This is a genomic window from Paracoccus limosus, assembly GCF_009711185.1.
Lineage (GTDB): Bacteria > Pseudomonadota > Alphaproteobacteria > Rhodobacterales > Rhodobacteraceae > Paracoccus > Paracoccus limosus.
Genome location: NZ_WMIF01000016.1, coordinates 17,567 through 39,188 on the forward strand (window position 1 = coordinate 17,567; position 21,622 = coordinate 39,188).

General features: G+C 65.7%; 24 protein-coding genes. 14 read left to right on the forward strand and 10 right to left on the reverse strand.

From position 1 onward, the window contains the following. Positions 1 to 9: 9 nt before the first annotated feature. The gene (locus GL279_RS12025; protein WP_155064886.1) at positions 10 to 900 is read right to left on the reverse strand and encodes an alpha/beta hydrolase; all 891 of its coding nucleotides are present in this window, start codon (positions 898 to 900) and stop codon (positions 10 to 12) included. Between the two features lie 321 nt (positions 901 to 1,221). Here GL279_RS12025 and GL279_RS12030 point away from each other — a divergent pair, with 321 nt between their 5' ends. Next, on the forward strand, positions 1,222 to 3,180 hold the full coding sequence (locus GL279_RS12030) for a methylmalonyl-CoA mutase family protein (protein WP_425495605.1): 1,959 nt from the start codon (positions 1,222 to 1,224) through the stop codon (positions 3,178 to 3,180). A gap of 139 nt (positions 3,181 to 3,319) precedes the next feature. On the opposite strand, the gene GL279_RS12035 is transcribed toward GL279_RS12030, so the two are convergent. Beyond that, complete coding sequence (locus GL279_RS12035; protein ID WP_155064887.1) at positions 3,320 to 3,889, reverse strand: peroxidase-related enzyme; 570 nt, start codon at positions 3,887 to 3,889, stop codon at positions 3,320 to 3,322. A 230-nt stretch (positions 3,890 to 4,119) separates the two neighbouring features. On the opposite strand from GL279_RS12035, the gene ffh reads away from it, so the two are divergent. The 8 genes from ffh to rpmE all read left to right on the forward strand — a co-directional run bounded on the left by ffh (position 4,120) and on the right by rpmE (position 8,933). Beyond that, complete coding sequence (ffh, locus tag GL279_RS12040; protein ID WP_155064888.1) at positions 4,120 to 5,616, forward strand: signal recognition particle protein; 1,497 nt, start codon at positions 4,120 to 4,122, stop codon at positions 5,614 to 5,616. After that, positions 5,617 to 6,147, forward strand: a complete 531-nt coding sequence (locus GL279_RS12045) for a GNAT family N-acetyltransferase (protein ID WP_343039794.1) — start codon at positions 5,617 to 5,619, stop codon at positions 6,145 to 6,147. Positions 6,148 to 6,217: 70 nt separating this feature from the next. Further along, positions 6,218 to 6,532, forward strand: coding sequence for a chorismate mutase (locus GL279_RS12050; RefSeq protein ID WP_155064889.1), 315 nt, complete (start codon positions 6,218 to 6,220; stop codon positions 6,530 to 6,532). 46 nt (positions 6,533 to 6,578) lie between these two features. Continuing rightward, positions 6,579 to 6,941, forward strand: a complete 363-nt coding sequence (gene rpsP, locus GL279_RS12055; RefSeq protein ID WP_155064890.1) for a 30S ribosomal protein S16 — start codon at positions 6,579 to 6,581, stop codon at positions 6,939 to 6,941. A 4-nt stretch (positions 6,942 to 6,945) separates the two neighbouring features. Next, positions 6,946 to 7,452, forward strand: a complete 507-nt coding sequence (rimM, locus tag GL279_RS12060; protein ID WP_155064891.1) for a ribosome maturation factor RimM — start codon at positions 6,946 to 6,948, stop codon at positions 7,450 to 7,452. Further along, positions 7,449 to 8,303, forward strand: coding sequence for a tRNA (guanosine(37)-N1)-methyltransferase TrmD (gene trmD / locus GL279_RS12065; RefSeq protein ID WP_170293963.1), 855 nt, complete (start codon positions 7,449 to 7,451; stop codon positions 8,301 to 8,303). Before rimM ends, trmD begins: the two co-directional genes overlap by 4 nt. A 16-nt stretch (positions 8,304 to 8,319) precedes the next feature. Continuing rightward, complete coding sequence (rplS, locus tag GL279_RS12070) at positions 8,320 to 8,700, forward strand: 50S ribosomal protein L19 (protein WP_155064892.1); 381 nt, start codon at positions 8,320 to 8,322, stop codon at positions 8,698 to 8,700. Between the two features lie 11 nt (positions 8,701 to 8,711). Then, positions 8,712 to 8,933, forward strand: a complete 222-nt coding sequence (rpmE, locus tag GL279_RS12075) for a 50S ribosomal protein L31 (protein ID WP_155064893.1) — start codon at positions 8,712 to 8,714, stop codon at positions 8,931 to 8,933. Positions 8,934 to 9,083: 150 nt separating this feature from the next. Here the strand turns inward: rpmE and GL279_RS12080 are convergent, their stop codons facing one another. Together GL279_RS12080 and GL279_RS12085 are read right to left on the reverse strand one after the other, a co-directional pair. Beyond that, entirely contained in the window at positions 9,084 to 9,311 is a 228-nt protein-coding gene (locus tag GL279_RS12080) for a hypothetical protein (RefSeq protein ID WP_155064894.1), read from the reverse strand. Then, complete coding sequence (locus GL279_RS12085) at positions 9,311 to 9,547, reverse strand: hypothetical protein (protein WP_155064895.1); 237 nt, start codon at positions 9,545 to 9,547, stop codon at positions 9,311 to 9,313. The genes GL279_RS12080 and GL279_RS12085 overlap by 1 nt, the downstream gene beginning before the upstream one ends. A 274-nt stretch (positions 9,548 to 9,821) precedes the next feature. Here GL279_RS12085 and GL279_RS12090 point away from each other — a divergent pair, with 274 nt between their 5' ends. The 3 genes from GL279_RS12090 to GL279_RS12100 all read left to right on the forward strand — a co-directional run bounded on the left by GL279_RS12090 (position 9,822) and on the right by GL279_RS12100 (position 14,888). Further along, positions 9,822 to 10,595 (forward strand): division plane positioning ATPase MipZ, encoded by a 774-nt coding sequence (locus GL279_RS12090; protein ID WP_343039796.1) that lies wholly within the window; start codon positions 9,822 to 9,824, stop codon positions 10,593 to 10,595. 67 nt (positions 10,596 to 10,662) lie between these two features. Continuing rightward, entirely contained in the window at positions 10,663 to 11,823 is a 1,161-nt protein-coding gene (locus GL279_RS12095; protein WP_155064896.1) for an efflux RND transporter periplasmic adaptor subunit, read from the forward strand. Continuing rightward, positions 11,820 to 14,888, forward strand: coding sequence for an efflux RND transporter permease subunit (locus tag GL279_RS12100; protein ID WP_155064897.1), 3,069 nt, complete (start codon positions 11,820 to 11,822; stop codon positions 14,886 to 14,888). Before GL279_RS12095 ends, GL279_RS12100 begins: the two co-directional genes overlap by 4 nt. Positions 14,889 to 15,012: 124 nt before the next feature. Here GL279_RS12100 and GL279_RS12105 read toward each other — a convergent pair whose 3' ends face one another. The 4 genes from GL279_RS12105 to GL279_RS12120 form a co-directional block, all read right to left on the reverse strand. Further along, positions 15,013 to 16,305 carry a pyruvate dehydrogenase complex dihydrolipoamide acetyltransferase gene (locus GL279_RS12105; protein ID WP_155064898.1) on the reverse strand — a complete coding sequence of 431 codons (1,293 nt, stop codon included), beginning with the start codon at positions 16,303 to 16,305 and terminating at the stop codon, positions 15,013 to 15,015. A 12-nt stretch (positions 16,306 to 16,317) separates the two neighbouring features. Beyond that, the gene (locus GL279_RS12110) at positions 16,318 to 17,685 is read right to left on the reverse strand and encodes a pyruvate dehydrogenase complex E1 component subunit beta (protein ID WP_155064899.1); all 1,368 of its coding nucleotides are present in this window, start codon (positions 17,683 to 17,685) and stop codon (positions 16,318 to 16,320) included. Positions 17,686 to 17,699: 14 nt separating this feature from the next. Further along, positions 17,700 to 18,710 carry a pyruvate dehydrogenase (acetyl-transferring) E1 component subunit alpha gene (pdhA, locus tag GL279_RS12115; RefSeq protein ID WP_155064900.1) on the reverse strand — a complete coding sequence of 337 codons (1,011 nt, stop codon included), beginning with the start codon at positions 18,708 to 18,710 and terminating at the stop codon, positions 17,700 to 17,702. A gap of 122 nt (positions 18,711 to 18,832) precedes the next feature. Then, positions 18,833 to 19,126: a septum formation initiator family protein gene (locus GL279_RS12120; RefSeq protein WP_155064901.1), complete on the reverse strand. Its 294-nt coding sequence runs from the start codon at positions 19,124 to 19,126 to the stop codon at positions 18,833 to 18,835. Positions 19,127 to 19,253: 127 nt separating this feature from the next. Here GL279_RS12120 and GL279_RS12125 point away from each other — a divergent pair, with 127 nt between their 5' ends. Beyond that, positions 19,254 to 19,535, forward strand: coding sequence for a hypothetical protein (locus tag GL279_RS12125; RefSeq protein ID WP_155064902.1), 282 nt, complete (start codon positions 19,254 to 19,256; stop codon positions 19,533 to 19,535). A 12-nt stretch (positions 19,536 to 19,547) separates the two neighbouring features. Beyond that, complete coding sequence (locus tag GL279_RS12130) at positions 19,548 to 20,210, forward strand: DUF1523 family protein (RefSeq protein WP_155064903.1); 663 nt, start codon at positions 19,548 to 19,550, stop codon at positions 20,208 to 20,210. Between the two features lie 82 nt (positions 20,211 to 20,292). Here GL279_RS12130 and GL279_RS12135 read toward each other — a convergent pair whose 3' ends face one another. Beyond that, positions 20,293 to 21,048: a hydroxypyruvate isomerase family protein gene (locus GL279_RS12135; protein WP_155064904.1), complete on the reverse strand. Its 756-nt coding sequence runs from the start codon at positions 21,046 to 21,048 to the stop codon at positions 20,293 to 20,295. A 1-nt stretch (position 21,049) separates the two neighbouring features. Beyond that, positions 21,050 to 21,595, reverse strand: a complete 546-nt coding sequence (locus GL279_RS12140) for a DUF1285 domain-containing protein (protein WP_155064950.1) — start codon at positions 21,593 to 21,595, stop codon at positions 21,050 to 21,052. Positions 21,596 to 21,622: the final 27 nt, after the last annotated feature.

Consider the following 21,622-nt stretch of genomic DNA (forward strand, 5'->3'; position numbering starts at 1 on the left):
GCGCGCCGTTCAGCTTCTGGTCGCGCCCAGATGGCGCGACAGGAACGCCGCCAGCTGCTCCATCAGCGCCGGGCTGCCAAAGGCGCGGGTGCCATGCCCTTCGCCCTGCAACAGCGCAAAGTCGATCTCGGCCGAGGGGTCGGCGCGGTGCCATGCCTTGCGCAGCCGCTCGGCCTGACCGGCCGAGACGATGCTGTCGGCGGTGCCATGCCGGATCATCAGCGGCGGCAGGCGCAGCCCGTCCAGCCCCGCCAGCCTGCCGACCGGGCCCATGGCGGTGGCCTCGCTGCGGCGCTGGCCGACGGCATAGCCGATCAGCAGCGATTCGACGCTGCCCGGGTCATCGGCGGGCGGGCGCTGAAAGCGGATGCCAAGGCTGGCCATGTCGGCATCCATGCTGCCGAAATCCATCGGCCCATAGAAATCCACCACCGCCGCCAGAGGATGACCGCTTTCCACCATGCTCAGCGCCGCCGAAACCGCCATGAACGCCCCGGCCGACCGCCCGCCGATGGCCAGCCGCCCCGGCACCAGTCCCAGCTCGGCGGCGTGGGCCTGCAGAAAACCCGCCGCGTTCAGCACGTCCTCTTGTTGCGCCGGCCAGCGCGCCTGATTCGACAGCCGGTAGTTCATCCGCACCACGGCGATGCCCGCCTCCAGCAGCCGCTGCGGCACCGGCAGTTGCCGCTTGTCGCCGGTCAGGAAGCCGCCGCCATGGATGTCCAGCAGCGCCGGAAACGGGCCCGCGCCTTCGGGGCGGTGAATGTCCAGCAGGTTGCGTGGCGAATGATCGGAATAGGCCATTTCGATCAGCTGCGCCTTGGCCAGTCCGGCCTGCGCCAAAGCCGTCGCCGGAATCGATCCGGCCAGAACCGCAAGCATCCTGCGGCGGGTCAGCATCCTGGTCTCCTGCCCCTGCGTTCGATTGCGCTCAGGCTAACATTCCTGACGCCAGCCGCAACCGCGCCGCAGCGCGGCACGGGGCAAGGCAGCCGGGGAATTGCCGGCAAAACCGGCGCCGTGCGTGGAGTTGCATGACCAAAGGGCAGGGCCAGAGCGTCGCCCGGCGACCGGCCGCACACCGACGCCAGACCCGCCGCAGCCGCAGATCACCCCATCGCCGCGCAAATGCGGCGATTTTCTGCAATGCGGCGAATTGACGGCGCATCATTGTTACGATACCGCTATTCATGTCGTAATAATCTTGCGAAGGGACTGGCCGTGGCCGAGAAAGACAAACCCTGGCTCTTCCGCACCTATGCGGGGCACTCGACCGCCGAGAAATCGAACGCGCTTTACCGCACCAATCTGGCCAAGGGCCAGACCGGGCTTTCGGTGGCCTTCGACCTGCCGACCCAGACCGGCTATGACAGCGACCATGTGCTGGCGCGGGGCGAGGTCGGCAAGGTCGGCGTGCCGGTCTGCCATCTGGGCGACATGCGCGCGCTCTTCGACCAGATCCCGCTGGAACAGATGAACACCTCGATGACGATCAACGCCACCGCGCCGTGGCTGCTGTCGCTTTACATCGCCGTAGCCGAAGAGCAGGGCGCGGACGTGTCCAAGCTGCAAGGCACGGTCCAGAACGACATCATCAAGGAATACCTGTCGCGCGGCACCTATATCTGCCCGCCGAAACCGTCGCTGAAGATGATCACCGACGTCGCGGCCTATACGGCAAAGAGCCTGCCGAAATGGAACCCGATGAACGTCTGTTCCTATCACCTGCAAGAGGCCGGCGCGACGCCCGAGCAGGAGCTGGCCTATGCCTTGGCCACCGGCATCGCGGTGCTGGACGACCTGAAAGACAAGGTCGAACCCAAGGACTTCCCGAACATGGTCGGCCGCATCTCGTTCTTCGTGAACGCCGGCATCCGCTTCGTGACCGAACTGTGCAAGATGCGGGCCTTTACCGAGCTCTGGGACGAGATCTGTCAGGAGCGCTACGGCATCGAGGAGGAAAGATACCGCCGCTTCCGCTATGGCGTGCAGGTGAACAGCCTCGGCCTGACCGAGCAGCAGCCCGAAAACAACGTCTACCGCATCCTTCTGGAAATGCTGGCAGTGACGCTGTCGAAAAACGCCCGCGCCCGCGCTGTTCAGCTGCCGGCCTGGAACGAGGCGCTGGGCCTGCCGCGCCCCTGGGACCAGCAATGGTCGCTGCGCATGCAACAGATCGTCGCCTATGAAACCGACCTTCTGGAATACGGCGATCTCTTCGACGGCAACCCCGCCATCGCCGCAAAGGTCGAGGAACTGAAAGCCGGCGCCCGCGCCGAGCTGGAGACGCTGGACCAGATGGGCGGCGCCATCGCCTCGATCGAATACATGAAATCGCGGCTGGTCGAATCGAATGCCGCCCGGCTGAACCGGATCGAGGCCAATGAAACCGTCGTCGTCGGCGTCAACCGCTGGCAACAGGGCGAACCCTCGCCGCTGACGGCGGGCGATGGCGGCATCATGGTGGTCGATCCGGCGGTCGAGCAGGACCAGATTGCCCGGCTTGACGCTTGGCGGCAGGCCCGCGACGAGACGGCCGTCGAGGCCGCCCTCGTCGCGCTGCGCGAAGCCGCGCAGAAGGGGCAAAACGTGATGCCGTTCTCGGTCGTCGCCGCCAAGGCGGGTGCCACCACCGGCGAATGGGCACAGGTCATGCGCGAGGTCCATGGCGAATATCGCGGCCCGACGGGCGTGTCGCAAAGCCCCTCGAACCGCACCGAAGGGCTTGAGCCGATCCGCGAGGCCGTCGATGCCGTCAGTCAGCGCCTTGGCCGCCGGCTGAAATTCCTGGTCGGCAAGCCCGGCCTCGACGGCCATTCCAACGGCGCCGAACAGATCGCCTTCCGCGCCCGCGACTGCGGCATGGACATCACCTACGAAGGCATCCGCCTGACCCCCGAACAGATCGTCGCCCGCGCGGCCGAGGAAGACGCCCATATCGTCGGCCTGTCGATCCTGTCGGGCAGCCACCTGCCGCTGATCGAGGATTTGATGGCCCGCATCCAGGCGGCGGGCCTTGCGCATGTGCCGGTGGTGGTCGGTGGCATTATCCCCGACGAGGATGCCGCCCGGCTCCGCGCCATGGGCGTGGCCCGCGTCTATACGCCCAAGGATTTCGAGCTGAACCGCATCATGATGGATATTGTGGCGCTGGTCACGCCCAGCGAGGCGGCTGCCTGATCCGGTGGTGGGGTCAGCATGGGTATTTGAAAAATGGTGAAGACAGGCGCCGCGCTGCAGGAGAGGCGCGTGGCCTGCAGCTTCACCATTTCAAAAATACCCAATGCGACCGCTGCAAAAGGCGTGGCGACGTCTGGTTCTAGCTGCGGCCCAGCATGTAGAATTCGTCATTCGGCCGGATGTCGCCGGCATTGACCAGTCGGTTCGACATGCCGAAAAAGGCCGCGATGGCGCCGATGTCCCAGATCTCGTCTTGCGAGAAGCCGGCCTCGGTCAGGGCCGCGTGGTCCTTGGGCTCGATGTGCTGGGCGGTAAGGGCGACCTGTTCGGCATAGGTCAGCATGGCGCGTTCGCGGGCGGTCAGATCCGCCTTGCGCCAGTTCACCGCCACCTGATCGGCGATCAGGGCGTTCTTGGCCCGGATGCGCAGGATGGCACCATGCGCCACCACGCAATATTGGCATTGGTTCAGGCCTGAGGTGGCGACGACGATCATCTCGCGTTCGGCCTTGCTCAGGCCACCCTCGCGCTCCATCAGCGCGTCGTGATAGGTAAAGAAGGCGCGGAACTCGGTCGGGCGATGCGCCAGCGCCAGAAAGATGTTCGGCACGAAGCCGGATTTTTCGGCGACCTTGCGGATGCGCTGGGCGATATCCTCGGGCATCTCGTCAAGCGAGGGCACCGGGAAGCGGCTGATCGGATGGGTCATGCGGGATCTCCTTTGCCGGGGCAGCTTCGGCAAGGCCGGGCCTTGGGTCAACCCGGCCCCGGCGGTTGACTCGCACCGGCATTCGGCCTATGCATCCCCGGATTCCCGGAAGGACAGCCCTTCCGGTCCCCGCCTGCCGGGGATCGCCCTCCGTCAGCGCGTTGCGCCCACGGGGGCGTATCTGTTTATTCGCGCCCTTGCGGGCAACGGCAACCATTGGAGGGCCGCCGATGTTTGAAAACCTGTCCGACCGCCTTGGCGGCGTCTTCGACCGGCTGACCAAGCAGGGCGCACTGACCGAGGATGACGTGACCGCCGCCATGCGCGAGGTGCGTGTCGCCCTGCTTGAGGCCGACGTCTCGCTGCCGGTCGCGCGCAATTTCGTGAAATCGGTGACCGCCAAGGCCACCGGCAGCGCCGTCACCAAGTCGATCACCCCAGGCCAGCAGGTCGTCAAGATCGTCCATGACGAGCTGATCAAGGTGCTGCAGGGCGAGGGCGCGCCCGACGCGCTGCGCATCGACAACCCGCCCGCGCCGATCCTGATGGTCGGCCTGCAGGGCTCGGGCAAGACCACCACCACGGCGAAACTGGCCAAGCGGCTGAAGGAACGCGAGAAAAAGCGCGTCCTGCTGGCGTCTCTTGACACCAACCGCCCGGCCGCCATGGAGCAGCTGGCGATCCTTGGCCAGCAGATCGGCGTCGACACCCTGCCGATCGTGCCGGGCGAAAATGCCGTGCAGATTGCCAAACGCGCCAAGCAGCAGGCGAGCCTTGGTGGTTACGATGTCTATATGCTCGACACCGCCGGTCGTCTGCACATCGACCAAGTGCTGATGGACGAGGTGCAGGCGGTCCGTGACGTGGCCCAGCCGCGCGAGACGCTGCTGGTCGTCGACGGCCTGACCGGTCAGGACGCGGTGAATGTCGCGACCGAATTCGACGGCAAGGTCGGGATCTCGGGCGTGGTGCTGACCCGGATGGACGGCGACGGCCGTGGCGGTGCGGCGCTGTCGATGCGCGCGGTCACCGGCAAGCCGATCCGCTTCGTGGGTCTGGGCGAAAAGATGGACGCGCTGGAAGCCTTTGACGCGCAGCGTGTCGCCGGCCGTATCCTTGGCATGGGCGATATCGTCGCTCTGGTCGAGAAGGCGCAGGAAGTGCTGGAGGTCGAACAGGCCGAACGCATGATGAAGCGTTTCCAGAAGGGCATGTTCAACATGAACGACCTGCGCAGCCAGCTTGAGCAGATGCTCAAGATGGGCGGCATGCAGTCGATCATGGGCATGATGCCGGGCATGGGCAAGATGGCCAAGCAGGCCGAGGCCGCCGGTCTGGACGACAAGGCGATCAAGCGCCAGATCGCGCTGATCAACTCGATGACGAAAAAGGAACGCGCCAACCCGGACATGCTGCAGGCCAGCCGCAAGAAGCGGATCGCCAGCGGCGCCGGCATGGATGTGGCCGAGCTGAACAAGCTTTTGAAGATGCAAAAGCAGATGGCCGACACCATGAAAAAGCTGGGCAAGATGGGCAAGGGCGGCATGCTGAAGCAGGCCATGCGCGCCATGACCGGCAAGGGTGGCGGTCTGCCCGACATGGCCAATGTCGATCCGGCGCAGATGGCCGAGGCCACCAAGATGCTGCAAGACCCCAAGGGTCTGGGCGGCGATCTGGGCAAGCTGGGCCTGCCCGGCGGTCTGTCGGGGCTGTTCGGGAAGAAATAAGTGGTCACGCTCTCTGACACGCCTGTGCTGACGACCGAGCGTCTGGTCCTGCGCGCGCCGCAGGCCGGCGACTGGCCGGTCTGGCGTGAGTTTGCGCTCGGACCGCGTTCCGCCTGGGTCGGCGGCCCGATGGTGGGGCCGGGCATCGCTTGGCGCGCCTTTGGCCATATCATCGGCCATTGGGTGCTGCGCGGCTATGGCCTGTTCACCGTGACCGACCGCGACAGCGGCGCGGTGCTGGGTAGCGTTGGGCCGTGGTTCCCGGACGGCTGGCCCGAGCATGAGATCGGCTGGACGCTTTGGAACGCCGAGGCCGAAGGGCGTGGCATCGCGCATGAGGCGGCGCTGGCCAGCCGCGATTTCGCCGCCCGCAAACTGGGCTGGAAAACCGCCGTCAGCTATATCCTGCCCGCCAATGACCGGTCGGCGGCGTTGGCCCGGCGTCTGGGCGCGGCGGTGGATGCCGGCGCCGCCCATCCCGGCACCGAGCCCTGTACCGTCTGGCGCCACCCGGCGGAGGCCATGGCATGAGCTACGCGCGCTGCATCCCGGGTGTACGCCCTGTGTACGGGTGGTGTACAGCCGCTTTGAATGAAATCAAATGCTTGGAGATTTCCGCGTGAGTGATGACGCCGCCCGCGCTGCGCAGCTTCTGAAAGAGCATCGCGCCAGCATCGACCGGCTGGACGCGATCCTGGTCTATACGCTGGCCGAACGCTTCAAGCACACCCAGAATGTCGGCCGCCTCAAGGCCGAACACGACCTTCCTCCGTCCGATCCCGCCCGCGAGGCGAGCCAGATCGAGCGGCTGGAACGCCTCGCGCGCGAGGCCGATCTCGACCCGGAATTCGCGCGCAAATTCCTGAACTTCGTGATCGCCGAAGTGATCCGGCATCACGAGACTTTCCAATCCTGACGCGGGGATTCCCACGTCAACCCCCGCCATTCAAAGGAGAAAACCTATGGCAATGAAGATCCGTCTGGCCCGTGGTGGTTCGAAAAAACGTCCGCACTACGCCATCGTCGCCTCTGATTCGCGCATGCCGCGCGACGGCCGCTTCCTGGAAAAGCTGGGCACCTACAACCCGCTGCTGGCCAAGGATTCCGAAGACCGCATCAAACTGGACGTCGAGCGCGCGAAATACTGGCTGAGCCAGGGCGCCCAGCCGACCGACCGCGTTGCCCGTTTCCTGGAAGCCGCCGGCGTCACCCCGAAAACCGAGCGCAAGAACCTGAAAAAAGGCGAGCCGGGCAAGGCCGCGAAAGAGCGTGCCGAGAAGCGCGCCGCCCGTGAAGCTGCCGCTTCGGAAGCTGCTTCGGAATAATCCCATGGCCGAGCGGATCTGTGTCGGTGCGATTGCGGGCGCCTTTGGCGTCAAGGGCGAGGTAAGGCTGAAAAGCTTTACTTCTCAACCAGATGATATCGCAGCTTACGGTCCGCTCTGGTCCGAGGATGGCAAGCGCAGTTTTACCATCCGCCTGACCCGCCCGGTAACGGGCGGGCTGGGTGCCCGGCTGTCGGGGGTGGAAACCCGCGACGATGCCGAGGCGCTGAAGGGCGTCACGCTCTGGGCCGACCGCGAGCGGCTGCCCTCGCTGCCCGATGACGAATTCTATCATACCGACTTGATCGGCATGTCGGTCTATGATGCGGGCGGGGTGCTGATTGGCACCGTGCGCGCGATCTATGACCATGGCGCCGGCGATATCCTTGAAATCTTTGGCCCCGGTCGCAAGCAGACGCTGCTGCTGCCCTTTACCCGCGCCTTCGTGCCGACGGTGGATATCGCGGCGGGCCGCATCATCGCCGACCCGCCCGAGGAAACCGAGGAATGACCGACGAGGGCGCCTCGGCAGGGATGAAATCGCATGGCCGGCTGTCGATCCGCGACAGCCTGCAACCGCGCGACCTGATGGCCGAGCCGCAGGTCAAGGGGGCATGGACCGCGCAGATCATCACCCTGTTTCCCGAGGCCTTTCCGGGGGTTCTGGGACTGTCCCTGACCGGCCGCGCGCTGGCCGAAGGGCTGTGGAATCTGCGCACCACTGACCTGCGCCCCTTTGGCATCGGCAAGCATCGCAATGTCGACGACACGCCCGCAGGCGGCGGCGCCGGCATGGTGATCCGCGCCGATGTGATGGATGCGGCGCTGCGCGAGGCGGGCGGGCATCTGCCGGTGATTTACCTTTCGCCGCGCGGCAAGCCGTTTACGCAGGACCGTGCACGCCAGCTGGCCAGCGGTCCCGGCATGACCCTGATCTGTGGCCGGTTCGAGGGTGTGGACCAGCGCGTTCTGGACGCCCACGGGGTCGAGGAAATCAGCATCGGCGATTACGTCCTGACCGGCGGCGAGCTGGCCGCTCAGGTCTTGATCGACACGACGGTTCGGCTTATACCGCGCGTGCTGGGGAATCAGGACTCTCTGGCCGAGGAATCCTTTTCCGACGGTCTGCTTGAGCATCCGCAGTATACGAAGCCCGCCCTTTGGGAAGGCCGCGCGATACCCGAGGTTCTGCTTTCGGGAAATCACGCGGCTATTGCCAGTTGGCGACGCGACATGGCCGAAAGGCTGACCAAGGAACGCCGCCCCGACCTGTGGCGGGCATACGGGGAAACCCGCATGGACCCGACAAAGGACCGACAGCTCTCGGGCGCATCAGACCAAGCGCGGGACTACCGCGAGTAACCGAAGGAACCATGCGATGAACCTGATCGCCCAACTGGAAGCCGAGCAAATCGCCTCGCTCGGCAAGGAAATCCCGGACTTCAAGGCCGGCGACACCGTCCGTGTCGGCTATAAAGTCACCGAAGGCACCCGCACCCGGGTGCAGATGTACGAAGGCGTGGTCATCTCGCGCAAGGGCGGCGGCATCGGTGCCTCGTTCACCGTGCGCAAGATCTCGTTCGGCGAAGGCGTGGAACGTGTGTTCCCGCTGTATTCGACCAACATCGATTCGATCACCGTCGTGCGCCGTGGCCGCGTCCGCCGCGCCAAGCTGTACTACCTGCGTGACCGTCGCGGTAAATCCGCCCGTATCGCCGAAGTCAGCAACTACAAGCCCAAAGCCGAAGCCAAGGCCTGAGGAGACGCGCCATGAAAGCAGATATTCACCCCGACTACCACTTCATCACCGTGAAGATGACCGACGGCACCACCTACGACGTGCGCTCGACCTGGGGCAAGGAAGGCGACACCATGTCGCTGGACATCGATCCCAGCGTGCACCCGGCATGGACCGGCGGTTCGGCCAAGCTGATGGACACCGGCGGCCGCGTGTCGAAGTTCAAGAACAAATACGCCGGCCTGGGCTTCTGATCCCGGCTTGGCCCGCGCCCGGATCCGGGCGCAGGCCATCAGGCGAGAAAGCGAAACGCCGCCCCCCAAGGGGCGGCGTTTCCAGTTCCGGGCTTGGCTTGCGGAACGGTGGGCCTGTCCGCAAACCTGAAGGGGAGGCGCCCGGACGGTTCAGATCAGCCCGGCAAACAGCGGCGACCAGATCGGCGCCTCGACCGGCTGATGGCCCAGCGGCATGCCGGACAGCCGTTGCGTGCCGGTGTCGATCACCACGCGGCCGTCGCGATAGCGGCGCACCACCGGGCCCTGCGCGCTGCGATGCGTGGACAGCATGATCGTCGCATAGCGCTGGATGGACGTGGCGGGTGCGGGCTGGGTGGCAAGGGCAAAACGGATCATCACTGGTTTCCTTTCCATTTGGCGGGCCGGACGGTGGCGTCCCAGCGCCGCGTGTCGCGGTGGCGCATCATCTGTTCGCGGGTCAGTTGCGGCTCACAGGTCAGCACGGCCAGCCGGAAACCGGCGACGGCATGGGGCTGTCCGGTCAGGCGGTCAATCAGCGCAACCTCGTAAAGCGGCGCGAGCCATTGGCGCGCAGTCCTGGCAAGGTTCGCAAGTCGGGTCGGTTTCGGCATCCTTGGCTCCTTTCCTTTGCGCAGGCGTGGCCGGCTTCTTCATGTAACTATTACGACATAAGCAATCGTGTTTTTCAACTGAAATATCTACTCAACGGGTCGTCTTAAATCCGCATGTGATTTCAGCCGGTTGAAATCGAGCGGCCGCGGCCCCTGCCGGATTTTCCCTTGTTTCGAGATTGCCGCAGTTGCGGCGAATCTTTGCCGCGCTTGGCTTTCCTTGGCCCGGGGGCGGACCTAATCTGCGCCAACAGCATGCGGGCAGGGGGGATTCGTGGCGCATATCATCGTCGTCGGGAACGAAAAGGGCGGCTCGGGCAAGTCCACCACCTCGATGCATGTCGCGACGGCGCTGGCGCGGATGGGGCACCGGGTGGGTGCGCTGGATCTGGACGTGCGCCAGCGCAGCTTTGGCCGCTATCTGGAGAACCGCGCCCATTTCGCCGCGCGCGAGGGGCTGGAGCTGCCGATGCCGCGTCTGGGCGTGCTGGACCCCGAACAGGCGGATCCGCTGTCGCAGGCCATGGCCGAGCTGGAGCCGGACTGCGATTTCATCCTGCTGGACTGCCCCGGCTCGCATACCCGGCTTAGTCAGATGGCGCATAGTCTGGCCGATACGCTGATAACGCCGATGAACGACAGTTTCATCGATTTCGACCTGCTGGCCCGCATGTCGCCCGATGGCAAGATCCTTGGCCCCTCGATCTATGCCGAGATGGTCTGGGGCGCGCGGCAGCTGCGTGGCGAGGCGGGCGCGGGGCCGATCGACTGGCTGGTGCTGCGCAACCGGCTGGGCACGCAGGCCATGCACAACAAGCGCAAGGTCGGCAGCGCGCTGACGACGCTCTCCAAACGCATCGGCTTTCGCGTCGCGCCGGGGTTTTCCGAGCGGGTGATCTTTCGCGAGCTGTTTCCGCGCGGCCTGACGCTGCTGGATCTGCGCGACATCGGCACCGAGCAGCTGTCGATGTCGAATATCGCCGCAAGGCAAGAGCTGCGCGAACTTGTCGCAGAATTGAACCTGCCGGGCGTCACCGTTTCGTTCTGAGCGCATTGCCGCCGCTGGCGCTGCCGCCTATCGTTGCGGCTGGCATTGGCAAAGAGGGCTGGAACAGATGACGTTGATCGGCAGGATCGCCGCAATGGCCATGGGCCTTGGCCTTGGGTGCCTGCCCGTTCTGGCCCCGGCGCTGGAGGCCGATGCCGCCGCCGTGGTGCAGGATCTGCCCGTCGTCACGCTGGCGCCCGCCACCCGCGAACGCATTCAGGAACGGGTGCCGGTGTCGGGCTCGTTGCGAGCGCGGCAATCGGTGCTGATCCACGCCAATGTCTCGGGCCATGAAATCCGCGAGATCCGCGCCGAGGTTGGCGACAGGGTCAAGGCCGGCGATGTGCTGGCGGTGCTGGCCGATGACACGCTGCGCGCGCAGCTGGCGCAGGCCGAGGCCGAGGATGCCCGCGCCGTCGCCAGCGTGCGGCAGGCCGAAAGCCAGATCGCCAGCGCCGAGGCGACGCTGACGCAGGCCGCGACGGCGCTGGAGCGCACCCGCGCCCTGCGTCAAAGCGGCAATGCCAGTCAGGCGGTGCTGGATCAGGCCATCGCGACCGAGGCGGCGGCGCGGGCATCCTCGGCCTCGGCCTCGGACGGGCTGAGCGTGGCGCAGGCGGCGCAGCGTCAGGCGGCGGCGGCGCAGCGGATTGCGGTGCTGAATCTGGATTACAGCCGCATCGTCGCGCCGGTTGATGGGCTCGTGGTGGCCCGCGGCGCCGAGCTGGGCGCGTTGTCGGGCGGGGCCGATCCGCTGTTCACGCTGATCGACGGCGGCGAGATCGAGATGGATGCCGATGTGATCGAAACCGCTCTGGGCCAGATCAAGCCCGGCGATGCCGCGCTGATTCAGGTTGCGGGTCTGGGCGAGGTCCGGGGTCGGGTCCGGCTGGTGCCGGCCGCCGTCGATCCGGTGACGCGGCTGGGGCAGGCCCGGATCGCGCTGGACGCGGATCCGCGGCTGCGCATCGGCCTGTTCGCGCAGGGTTGGGTGGTCACCGATGAACGCGAGGCGGTGACCGTGCCGGCCTCGGCGATCCTGTCCGATGACAGCGGCGACCGGGTGCAGGTGGTCGCGGATGGCAAGGTCGAAAGCCGCCCGGTCCGCGCCGGCATCATCTGGCAAGACCGTCGCGAGGTCATCAGCGGCCTGTCCCCCGAGGAAACCGTGATCGCCCGCGCCGGCGCGTTTTTCCGCAGCGGCGATGCGGTCAGGGCGGCGCCATGAACTTTTCCGCCGGTTCCATCCGTCATCCGGTGCCGCCGATCGCGGTCTTTCTGGTGCTGCTGCTGGTCGGACTTTACAGCTTTTCGCGGCTGGCGGTCACGGCCATGCCCAATATCGACCTGCCGCTGGTCCAGATCACCGTCAGCCAGCCCGGCGCCGCCCCCAGCGAGCTGACCCGGCAGGTGGTGCAGCCGATCGAGGATTCGCTGGCCTCGATCACCGGGGTGCGCCATATCACCGCCGCCGCGACCGACAGCGCCGCGCATATCTATGTCGAATTCGAGCTGGCGACCGATACCGACCGCGCCGTGAACGATGTCAAGGATGCGGTGGCCAATGTCCGCGCCGACCTGCCGGAATCGATCATCGAGCCGCTGGTCCGGCGGCTGGACGTGACCGGGCAGGCGATCCTGACCTATGCCGTCAGCGATCCCGGCAAGTCGATGGAGGCGCTGTCGAAATTCGTCGATGACGTGGTTGCGCGCGAGCTGACCACCGTCAAGGGCGTGGCCAGCATCACCCGCATCGGCGGCGCCGACCGCCAGATCAATGTCGAGCTGGACGCCGGACGCGTGCAGGCGCTGGGGCTGACGGTGGCCGAGGTCTCGGACCAGCTGCGGGCCAAGAACATCGACATGGGCGGCGGGCGCGGCGATCTGGCCGGCACCGAATATTCGATCCGGGCGCTGGGTTCGGCGCAGGATGTGGCGCGGCTGGCAGCGACGCCGATCCTGATCGGCGCCGATGCCAAGGGCGGCGGGCGCACGGTGCGGCTGGACCAGCTGGGCACCGTCACCGACGGCCCCAGCGACGAACGCAAATTCGCCCTGCTGGGCGGCCAACCGGTGGTGGCCTTTGGCGTCTTTCGCGGCAGCGGCCAGTCCGACCTTGAGGCCGGCGACGGTGCCAAGGCCCGCATCGCCCAGATCGAGGCCGCCCATCCCGGCACCCGCATCCAGCTGATTGACGACGCCACCACCCATACTTTGGCCAGCTATACCAGCGCGATGACCACGCTTTACGAGGGCGCGGCGCTGGCGGTGATCGTGGTCTTTCTGTTCCTGCGCAACTGGCGGGCGACGGTGATCGCCGCCGTCGCGCTGCCGCTGTCGATCATCCCGACGTTTTTCGTGATGCATTGGCTGGGATTCACACTGAACGGCATCAGCCTGCTGGCGATCACGCTGGTCACCGGCATCCTTGTCGATGACGCCATCGTCGAGATCGAGAACATCGTGCGCCACATCGGCATGGGCCGGCCGGCCTATCAGGCCAGCATGGAGGCGGCGAATGAAATCGGCCTGACGGTCATCGCGATCAGCTTTTCCATCGTCGCGGTCTTTGCCCCGGTCAGCTTCATGGGCGGGATTCCGGGGCAGTATTTCAAGCAGTTCGGGCTGACGGTCGCGGTCTCGGTGCTGTTCTCGCTGTTGGTGGCGCGGTTGATCACGCCGATGATGGCGGCCTATTTCCTGCGCGACAACTCTACCCCGGTCGAGGAACGCGACGGGCCGCTGATGCGCGGGCTGATGGCGATCCTGGCCTGGACGCTGCGCCATCGCGGGCGGACGATGCTGCTGGGGCTGGGTGTCTTTGCCGGCTCGATCTATTCGGCGACTTTGCTTCCGACCGAATTCATTCCGCAGCAGGACGTCGGCCGCAGCCAGATCAGCGTCGAGCTGCCGCCCGGTTCGACCATCGCCGAGACCGAGGCGGTGGCCCGGCGCATCTCGGCCCGGATCGCGCAGGAACCCGAGGTGAAGGCGGTCTTTGTCAACGGCGGCGACGGCGATGTGACCAAGGCCACGATCATGGTCAATTATGGCTCGAAGGATGATCGCGCCCGGTCGAGTTTCCAGATCGAGGACGTGCTGAAGCGCGATCTGGCCGAGATGCCGGACTTGCGCGTCAACTTCCAGAACGAGGCCGGGCAGAATGATTTCGAGATCTCGGTGCTGGGCGATACCGAAGAAGGCGCTGCCGAGGCGGCCGAGCGGCTGATGGCGGCGATGAAGCGTCTGCCGAGCCTTGAAGGCGTCAGCTCATCGGCCGCGCTGCAACGGCCCGAGATCCAGATCCGGCCGCGTCAGGGCGTGGCTGCCGAGATGGGCGTCACCGCCAGCGCGCTGGCCACCACGCTGCGGGTGGCGACGCTGGGCGACAATGAATCGAACCTTGCCAAGTTCAACACCGGCGACGAGCAGATCCCGATCATGGTGCGGCTGAATGCCGACGCCCGCCGTGACCTGATGGCGGTGCGCGACCTGCGCGTGCCAAGCTCTGCGGGGCAGGTGCCGCTGGAGGCAGTGGCCGATATCGGGCTGTCGGCCGGCGCGACCGAGATCGGCCGCTATGACCGGCGCTATCGCACCACGGTTTCGGCCAACCTTGCGCAAGGCGCGCTGCTGGGTCCGGTGAACGCGCAGGTGACCGAGTTGCAGCACAAGGTCGAGCTGCCGCCCGGCACGCAGATCCAGCCCGCCGGCGATGTCGAGATTATGGGTGAGGTGTTTCAGGCCTTTGCCGTGGCGATGATCTCGGGGGTGATGCTGACCTATGTCGTGCTGGTGCTGCTGTTCCACAATTTCGTCACGCCGGTCTCGATCCTGATGTCGCTGCCGCTGGCGATTGGCGGGGCGATTCTGGCGCTGTTCCTGACCGGCAATTCGATCAGCATGGCGGTGGTGATCGGGTTCCTGATGCTCATGGGGATCGTGACCAAGAACGCGATCATGCTGGTCGAATTCGCGCTGAGCGCCATTGACCGGGGCGTCGACAAGCGGGCGGCGATTCTGGATGCGGTGCACAAGCGCGCCCGGCCGATCGTCATGACCACGATCGCCATGACGGCGGGGATGGTGCCCTCGGCCATCGGACATGGCGAGGGGGCCGAATTCTCGGCGCCGATGGCGATTGCGGTGATCGGCGGGCTGCTGTTGTCGACCATGCTGTCGCTGTTGTTCGTGCCCTCGCTGTTTTCGCTGATCCATGGGGCGCAGCGCCGGCTGGGCGGTTGGCTGCGGCGGCGGATCGGGCTGAACAGCCGGCCCGAAGCGGCGGAATAGCACGCAGGCGGGCGCAGGCAGGCCGGGGGTTTCACACCCCCGGACCCCTGTGGGGTATTTGTGAAATGGCGAAATGAAAAAGGGGCCGGTCTGGCCCCCTTTCGTTGTCATGTTCCGGTCTGGGTCAGGCCAGCATGCCCATCGGGTTTTCCAGATGCTTGACGATGGCGTCGAGCAGCTGGGCGCCGAGCGCGCCGTCGATGACGCGGTGATCGACCGAGAGCGTCATCGACATGACGTTGCGGATCACCACTTCGCCATTTTCGACGACCGGGGTCTGGATGCCGGCGCCAACGGCGAGGATCGCGCCATGCGGCGGGTTGATGACCGCGTCGAAATTCTCGATGCCGAACATGCCGAGGTTCGAGATCGCGAAGCTGCCGCCCTGATATTCATGCGGGGCAAGCTTTTTCGTCTTGGCGCGGTTGGCGAGATCCTTCATTTCAGCCGAGAGGGCCGACAGCGTCTTTTGCTGCGCGTCCTTGAGGACCGGGGTAAAGAGCCCGCCTTCGATCGCGACGGCAACCGCCACGTCCGAGGGTTTCAGTTTCAGGATGCGGTCGCCGGCCCAGACGGCATTGGCATCCGGCACCTCTTGCAGGGCCAGCGCGCAGGCCTTGATGATGAAGTCGTTGACCGACAGTTTCACGCCGCGCGATTCCAGCTGCTTGTTCAGCATGGCGCGGAACTTCATCAGTTCGTCCAGTTTGGCCGATTTGCGCAGGTAGAAATGCGGGATGGTCTGTTTGGCTTCGGTCAGGCGGGCGGCGATGGTGCGGCGCATGCCGTCCAGAGCCACCTCGGTCGTCTCGCGGTCGGCATACATCTTGAGGATGGTTTCCGCCGAGGGACCGGCTGCCGGGGCCGCAGCCTTGGCCGGGGCGGCGGCTGCCGGGGCGCTGGCCGCCGCTGCGGGCTTGGCCGCACCGGGTTTGGCGCCTTCGACATCGGCCTTGACGATGCGGCCATGCGGACCCGAGCCCGCTACGCCGGCAAGGTCGATACCCTTTTCGGCCGCGATGCGGCGCGCCAGCGGCGAGGCGAAGACGCGGTTGCCGTCGGCACCTTTCGGCGCTGCCGGGGCAGGGGCCGCGGCGGTCGCAGCCTCGGCCTTGGGGGCCTCGGGCTTGGCTTCGGCCTTGGCGGCCGGGGCGGCGACGGCATCGGCCGATTCGCCTTCCTCAAGCAGCAGGGCGATGGGGGTGTTGACCTTGACCCCCGCCGAGCCCTCGGCGATCAGGATCTTGCCGATCTTGCCCTCATCGACGGCCTCGAATTCCATCGTGGCCTTGTCGGTCTCGATCTCGGCCAGGATGTCGCCGGCCTTGACCTCGTCACCCTCTTTCACCAGCCATTTGGCCAGCGTGCCTTCCTCCATGGTGGGGGAAAGCGCGGGCATCAGGATTTCGGTAGCCATCTTGATAACCCCTTACTTGTAAGTGACTTTTTTCACGGCCGCGACAACCTCGTCCGAGGTGATCAGGGCGTGTTTTTCAAGGTTGGCGGCATAGGGCATGGGCACGTCCTTGCCGGTGCAGTTGATCACCGGGGCATCGAGATAATCGAAGGCGTTTTCCATGATATAGGCCGAGAGGTGGTTGCCGATCGAGGCGACCGGAAAACCTTCTTCGACGGTGACCACGCGGTTGGTCTTTTTCACCGATTCGATGATCGTCGCATAGTCGAGCGGGCGCAGGGTGCGCAGGTCGATGACTTCGGCGTCGATGCCATCGGCAGCCAGCTTGTCCGCCGCTTCCAGCGCATGGGCCATGCCGATGCCAAAGCTGATCAGCGTCACGTCCTTGCCCTCGCGGGCGATGCGGGCCTTGCCGAAGGGAATGGTGAAGTCCGGCAGGTCCGGCACCTCGAACGAGCGCCCGTAGAGGATCTCGTTTTCAAGGAAGATCACCGGGTTCGGGTCGCGGATCGCCTGTTTCAGCAGGCCCTTCGCGTCGGCGGCCGAATAGGGCATCACCACCTTGAGGCCCGGGATCTGGGCATACCAGGCGGCGTAATCCTGGCTGTGCTGGGCACCCACGCGGGCAGCGGCCCCGTTCGGGCCACGGAACACCATGGCCGCACCCATCTGACCGCCCGACATGTAAAGCGTCTTGGCGGCCGAGTTGATGATGTGGTCGATGGCCTGCATGGCAAAGTTGAAGGTCATGAACTCGACGATCGGGCGCAGACCGGCCAGCGCGGCGCCGGTGCCGATGCCGGCAAAGCCGATTTCCGAGATCGGGGTGTCGACCACGCGGCGGGGACCGAACTTGTCCAGCAGCCCCTGCGAGATCTTGTAGGCGCCTTGGTATTCGCCGACTTCCTCGCCCATCAGGAACACGGTCTCGTCGCGTTCCATTTCCTCGGCCATGGCTTCGCGCAGGGCTTCCCGCACGGTCATGGTCTTCATCTTGGTGCCTTCGGGCCAGTCCGGCGAGCGGTCGGCCTTGGGGGCAGGGGCAGCGGCTGCGGCGGGCGCCGGCGCCTCGGCGCGGGCCTCGGCGGCAGGGGCTGCTTCGGCCGGAGCGGCGGCCTTGATGTCATCGGCGGATTCGCCTTCCTCGACCAGAACGGCGATCGGGGTGTTGACCTTGACGCCCTGGCTGCCCTCGGCGATCAGGATCTTGCCGAGGATGCCTTCATCCACGGCCTCGAATTCCATCGTCGCCTTGTCGGTTTCGATCTCGGCGATGATGTCGCCAGCCTTGACCGCGTCGCCTTCTTTTTTCAGCCATTTCGCCAGCGTGCCTTCCTCCATGGTCGGAGACAGGGCGGGCATCAGGATTTCGGTTGCCATCTTGTCGTCCCCCCTCAGGCTTTCTCGTCGGCGTAGATATCGGTCCAGAGCGCATCCAGCGACGGCTCGGGGCTTTCCTTGGCGAATTCGGCGGATTCGTTCACGATATCCTTGATTTCCTTGTCGATGGCCTTGAGGTCATCTTCGGTCGCATGGTTGCCGGTCAGCAGCAGGTCGCGGACATGCTCGATGGCGTCGCGTTCGTCGCGCATCTTCTGCACTTCTTCGCGGGTCCTGTATTTCGCCGGGTCGGACATCGAGTGGCCGCGATAGCGATAGGTCATCATTTCAAGGATGTAGGGGCCCTTGCCCGCGCGGCAATGCGCCACGGCCTTTTCGCCGGCGGCCTTGACGGCCAGCACGTCCATGCCGTCCACGCGCTCGCCCGGAATGCCGAAAGCCTCGCCGCGACCGTAAAGTGTCGTCGATTTGGTCGAGCGGGTCATCGAGGTGCCCATGGCATACTGGTTGTTCTCGATCACGAAAACCACCGGCAGCTCCCAGAGCTCGGCCATGTTGTAGGTCTCATAGACCTGACCCTGGTTGGCCGCGCCGTCGCCGAAATAGACGAAGGTGACGTTGTCATTGCCGCGATACTTGTCGGCAAAGGCCAGACCCGCGCCCAGCGGCACCTGCGCCGCGACGATGCCGTGGCCGCCGTAGAAATGCTTCTCGCGCGAGAACATGTGCATCGAGCCGCCCTTGCCCTTGGAGTAGCCCCCCTCGCGGCCGGTCAGCTCTGCCATGACGCCATTGGCGCTCATGCCGCAGGCCAGCATGTGGCCGTGGTCGCGGTAGCTGGTGATGCGCTTGTCACCTTCCTTCGACGTGGCCTCAAGGCCGACGACGACGGCTTCCTGACCGATGTAGAGGTGGCAGAAACCGCCAATGAGGCCCATGCCATAAAGCTGGCCGGCCTTTTCCTCGAATCGACGGATCAGAAGCATGTCTCGGTAGTATTTAAGCAGGTCGTCCTTGGAGACGTTGGACGTGCTTTCTTTGGCTGCGGCTGGCTTTCGTACCATGCGGGCCCCTCCTCGGCACAGGAAATAGTTCAGCGTTAAACTACTTCTAGGACGGAGTTTGCGGGAAAGTAAACATGCCTTCTGCGCGCCGGTAGCAAATTGGGCATGGCCCGGCGGGCGGCTTAGCGGATGATGATTTCGTCGGGGCGCATATAGCCCAGCACGTCGCGCGCGCGCTCGTCCAGCAGGTCGAGGTCCAGGAATTCGTCCGACAGCCGCCGGGTCAGGTTGCGCATGTGGTCGACATCGGCCTGCAGCTTGTCACGCTGGTCGATCAGGGCGCGGGTGTCGGCCTTGATCTGTTCGCGGCGCAGCACGCCCGAGGGGCCCTGCACGGCGGCAAAGGCGAAATAGGCCGCCAGAAGGGCCATGATGACAAAGAACACCAGGGCGCTGATCGACAGTCTTTCGGGCATCGGGGCTGCTCGCTTTCTTTTTGCGGCGATCATGCCATAGCTGGCGGGCGGGGGAAAAGCCCCGTCGGCCGTTGACAGTGCGCCATGGGCGGCTTTCCATGGGCGGGCATGGCAGGGGACGGGGCAGATGATGGCATTCTTGCGCCTGATCGGCATGGTGCTGGTGATCGAGGCGCTGTTCTACGCGCTGCTGACCGTATATCTGCGCAGCACGCGGCGCGAGGCGCTGGAAAAGGAATGGGACCGGCGCCACCCAGGGCGCGCCGGCGATACGCCCGAACGGCGCGAATTCATCCGCCGTTCGATGCGGGGCTTCAGCCGCCGCCTGCGCGGGCGGCTGGCGTTTCTGGTGCTGGTGCTGCCGGTGGTCGCGATCGTCGCGATCATCATCATCGTGAACTATGACTGAGAAGGAGCGTCGATGCGCTGGTTTCTGACCGTGATCGGTGTGCTGTTCGGCATCACCGTCTTCCTGTTTCTGGACTATGCGCTGCCCTATCGGCAGACGGTGCGGATCACCAACACCTACAACCGGCTGACCGAGATTTCGACCAGCAACGCGATCTTCTTTGCCTCGCCCGATACCGGCACGGTGCAGAATGCTCAGGGCCAGCGCGATATCCGCTTTATCGACGCGGTGCGCCCCAACGGCAAACCCTATGTCTATCGCAACGAGGACACCGGCTGGATCTGGCCACCCTATTTCAAATACGACAGCTCGAACCTGCATGCCAAGGCGACCGATCTGCGCTCGACCTCGGCCAGCCCGGAATGGGTCAGCGTGACCTCCTATGGCTGGCGGCTCGCCTGGTTGTCGATCTATCCCAATGCCATCTCGATCCGGCCCGTCGCCGGTCCGTCGGAGCATCCGTTCAACTGGCCGGCGGTGATCATCCTGCTGCTGCTGGGGCTGCTGCTGTTCCTGCTGTGGCGGATGTGGAACCAGTTCCGCGAGCGCAGCATCGACCCGGCCATCGCTTCGGCTGATGCGGCCTGGGACCGGCTGGATGCCCGCGCCGACGCTGCCCGCGACCGCGCGCGCGGCCGCCTGTCGCGCTGGTGGGCGCGGCTTTCGGGGCGCTAGGCCGGGACGGGGGCCGATCCGCAGGCCGGCTCAGCGCTGGCTGATGGGATCGCCCTGCCGCCGGGGCGGGGCGTCCGGCCCCTCAGGCCGTGCGCAGCCAGCGCAGGCCCGCCTCGGTCGAGGTGCGGGGAATGTATTCCGCGCCGACCCAACCATCATAGCCCGAGGCATCCAGCGCCCGGAAAAAGGCGGTATAGTCGATCTCGCCCGGGCGCGGCTCGTGACGGCCGGGAAAGCCCGCGATCTGGACATGGCGCGCCAGCGCGCCGTGCCGTTCCCACAGGCCCACCGCGTCGCCATGGATCATCTGCGCCTGATAGGCGTCGAATTGCAGGCCAAGGTTCGGCGCGCAGACCTCCGAGATGATCTCGGCGGTCAGGTCGAAATTGCACAGGAAATAGCCGGGCATGTCCTGCGGGTTGATCGGCTCGATGGTCAGGCTCAGATCGGGGACGCGCTGGCAGGCCCAACGCAGGTTCTCGACCAGCGTGCGATGCGCCAGCGCACCCTCGGCCTTGCCCGACATGACATGCAGATGGCGCACGTTCAGCGCCCGCGCAAAGCGCACCGCCCGGTCGAAGTCGCTGCGGAACCGCGCCTCATTGCCGGGCTCGGCGGCAAAACCGCGCGGCCCGCCGGCCCAGTTCGGCGGCGGCGCATTGATCAGCACGAATTCCAGCCCCGCCGCCTGTGCCGCCGCGGTCAGCTCCTTGGTGGCGAGGTCATAGGGAAACAGGATCTCGACCCCGTCGAACCCCGCCCGGCGGGCGGCGGCAAAACGCTGCACCATCGGCAATTCGGTGAAAAGATAGGTCAGGTTCGCGGCAAAGCGCGGCATGTCAGGTCTCCAGCGGAAAGGTTTCCCCGCCCGAGTGCAACACCATGCGCCCGTCGTCGCCGGGCACAGACGCATCGGCCAGTCGATAGAACGTCTTGCGGTCGATCCTGGCCCAAAGCCCGCGGCGGATGTGCACATAGGGCCGGGGCGCCTCGGGCGTGCCGCGAATCTCGATCGCATGGTCGGGACCGGCCTTGACCGTATCGCCGACATTGGTGGTGAACAGGATATCCTGACCGATTTCGGCATCCTCGGCGATGAAGGGCGCATCGACGACGCGGATGCCGACCTTTTCGACCGGGGTGACCAGAAAATAATCCTCGCCCTCGCGCTTGAGGATCGAGGCGAACAGCCGCACCATCGCCGGTCGGCCGATGGGCGTGCCCTGATAGAACCAGCTGCCGTCCGCGCGGATCTCCATGTCGAGATTGCCGCAAAAGGGCGGGTTCCACAGATGCACCGGCGGCGGTCCCTTTTTCGAGGCCGCTTGCGCCGCGCTGGCCAGCCCGGCCGCATCGCTCACAGGATTGTCAGTCATTCGACCCATTACCAGTGGAGCCCCGCTCATGCTCAT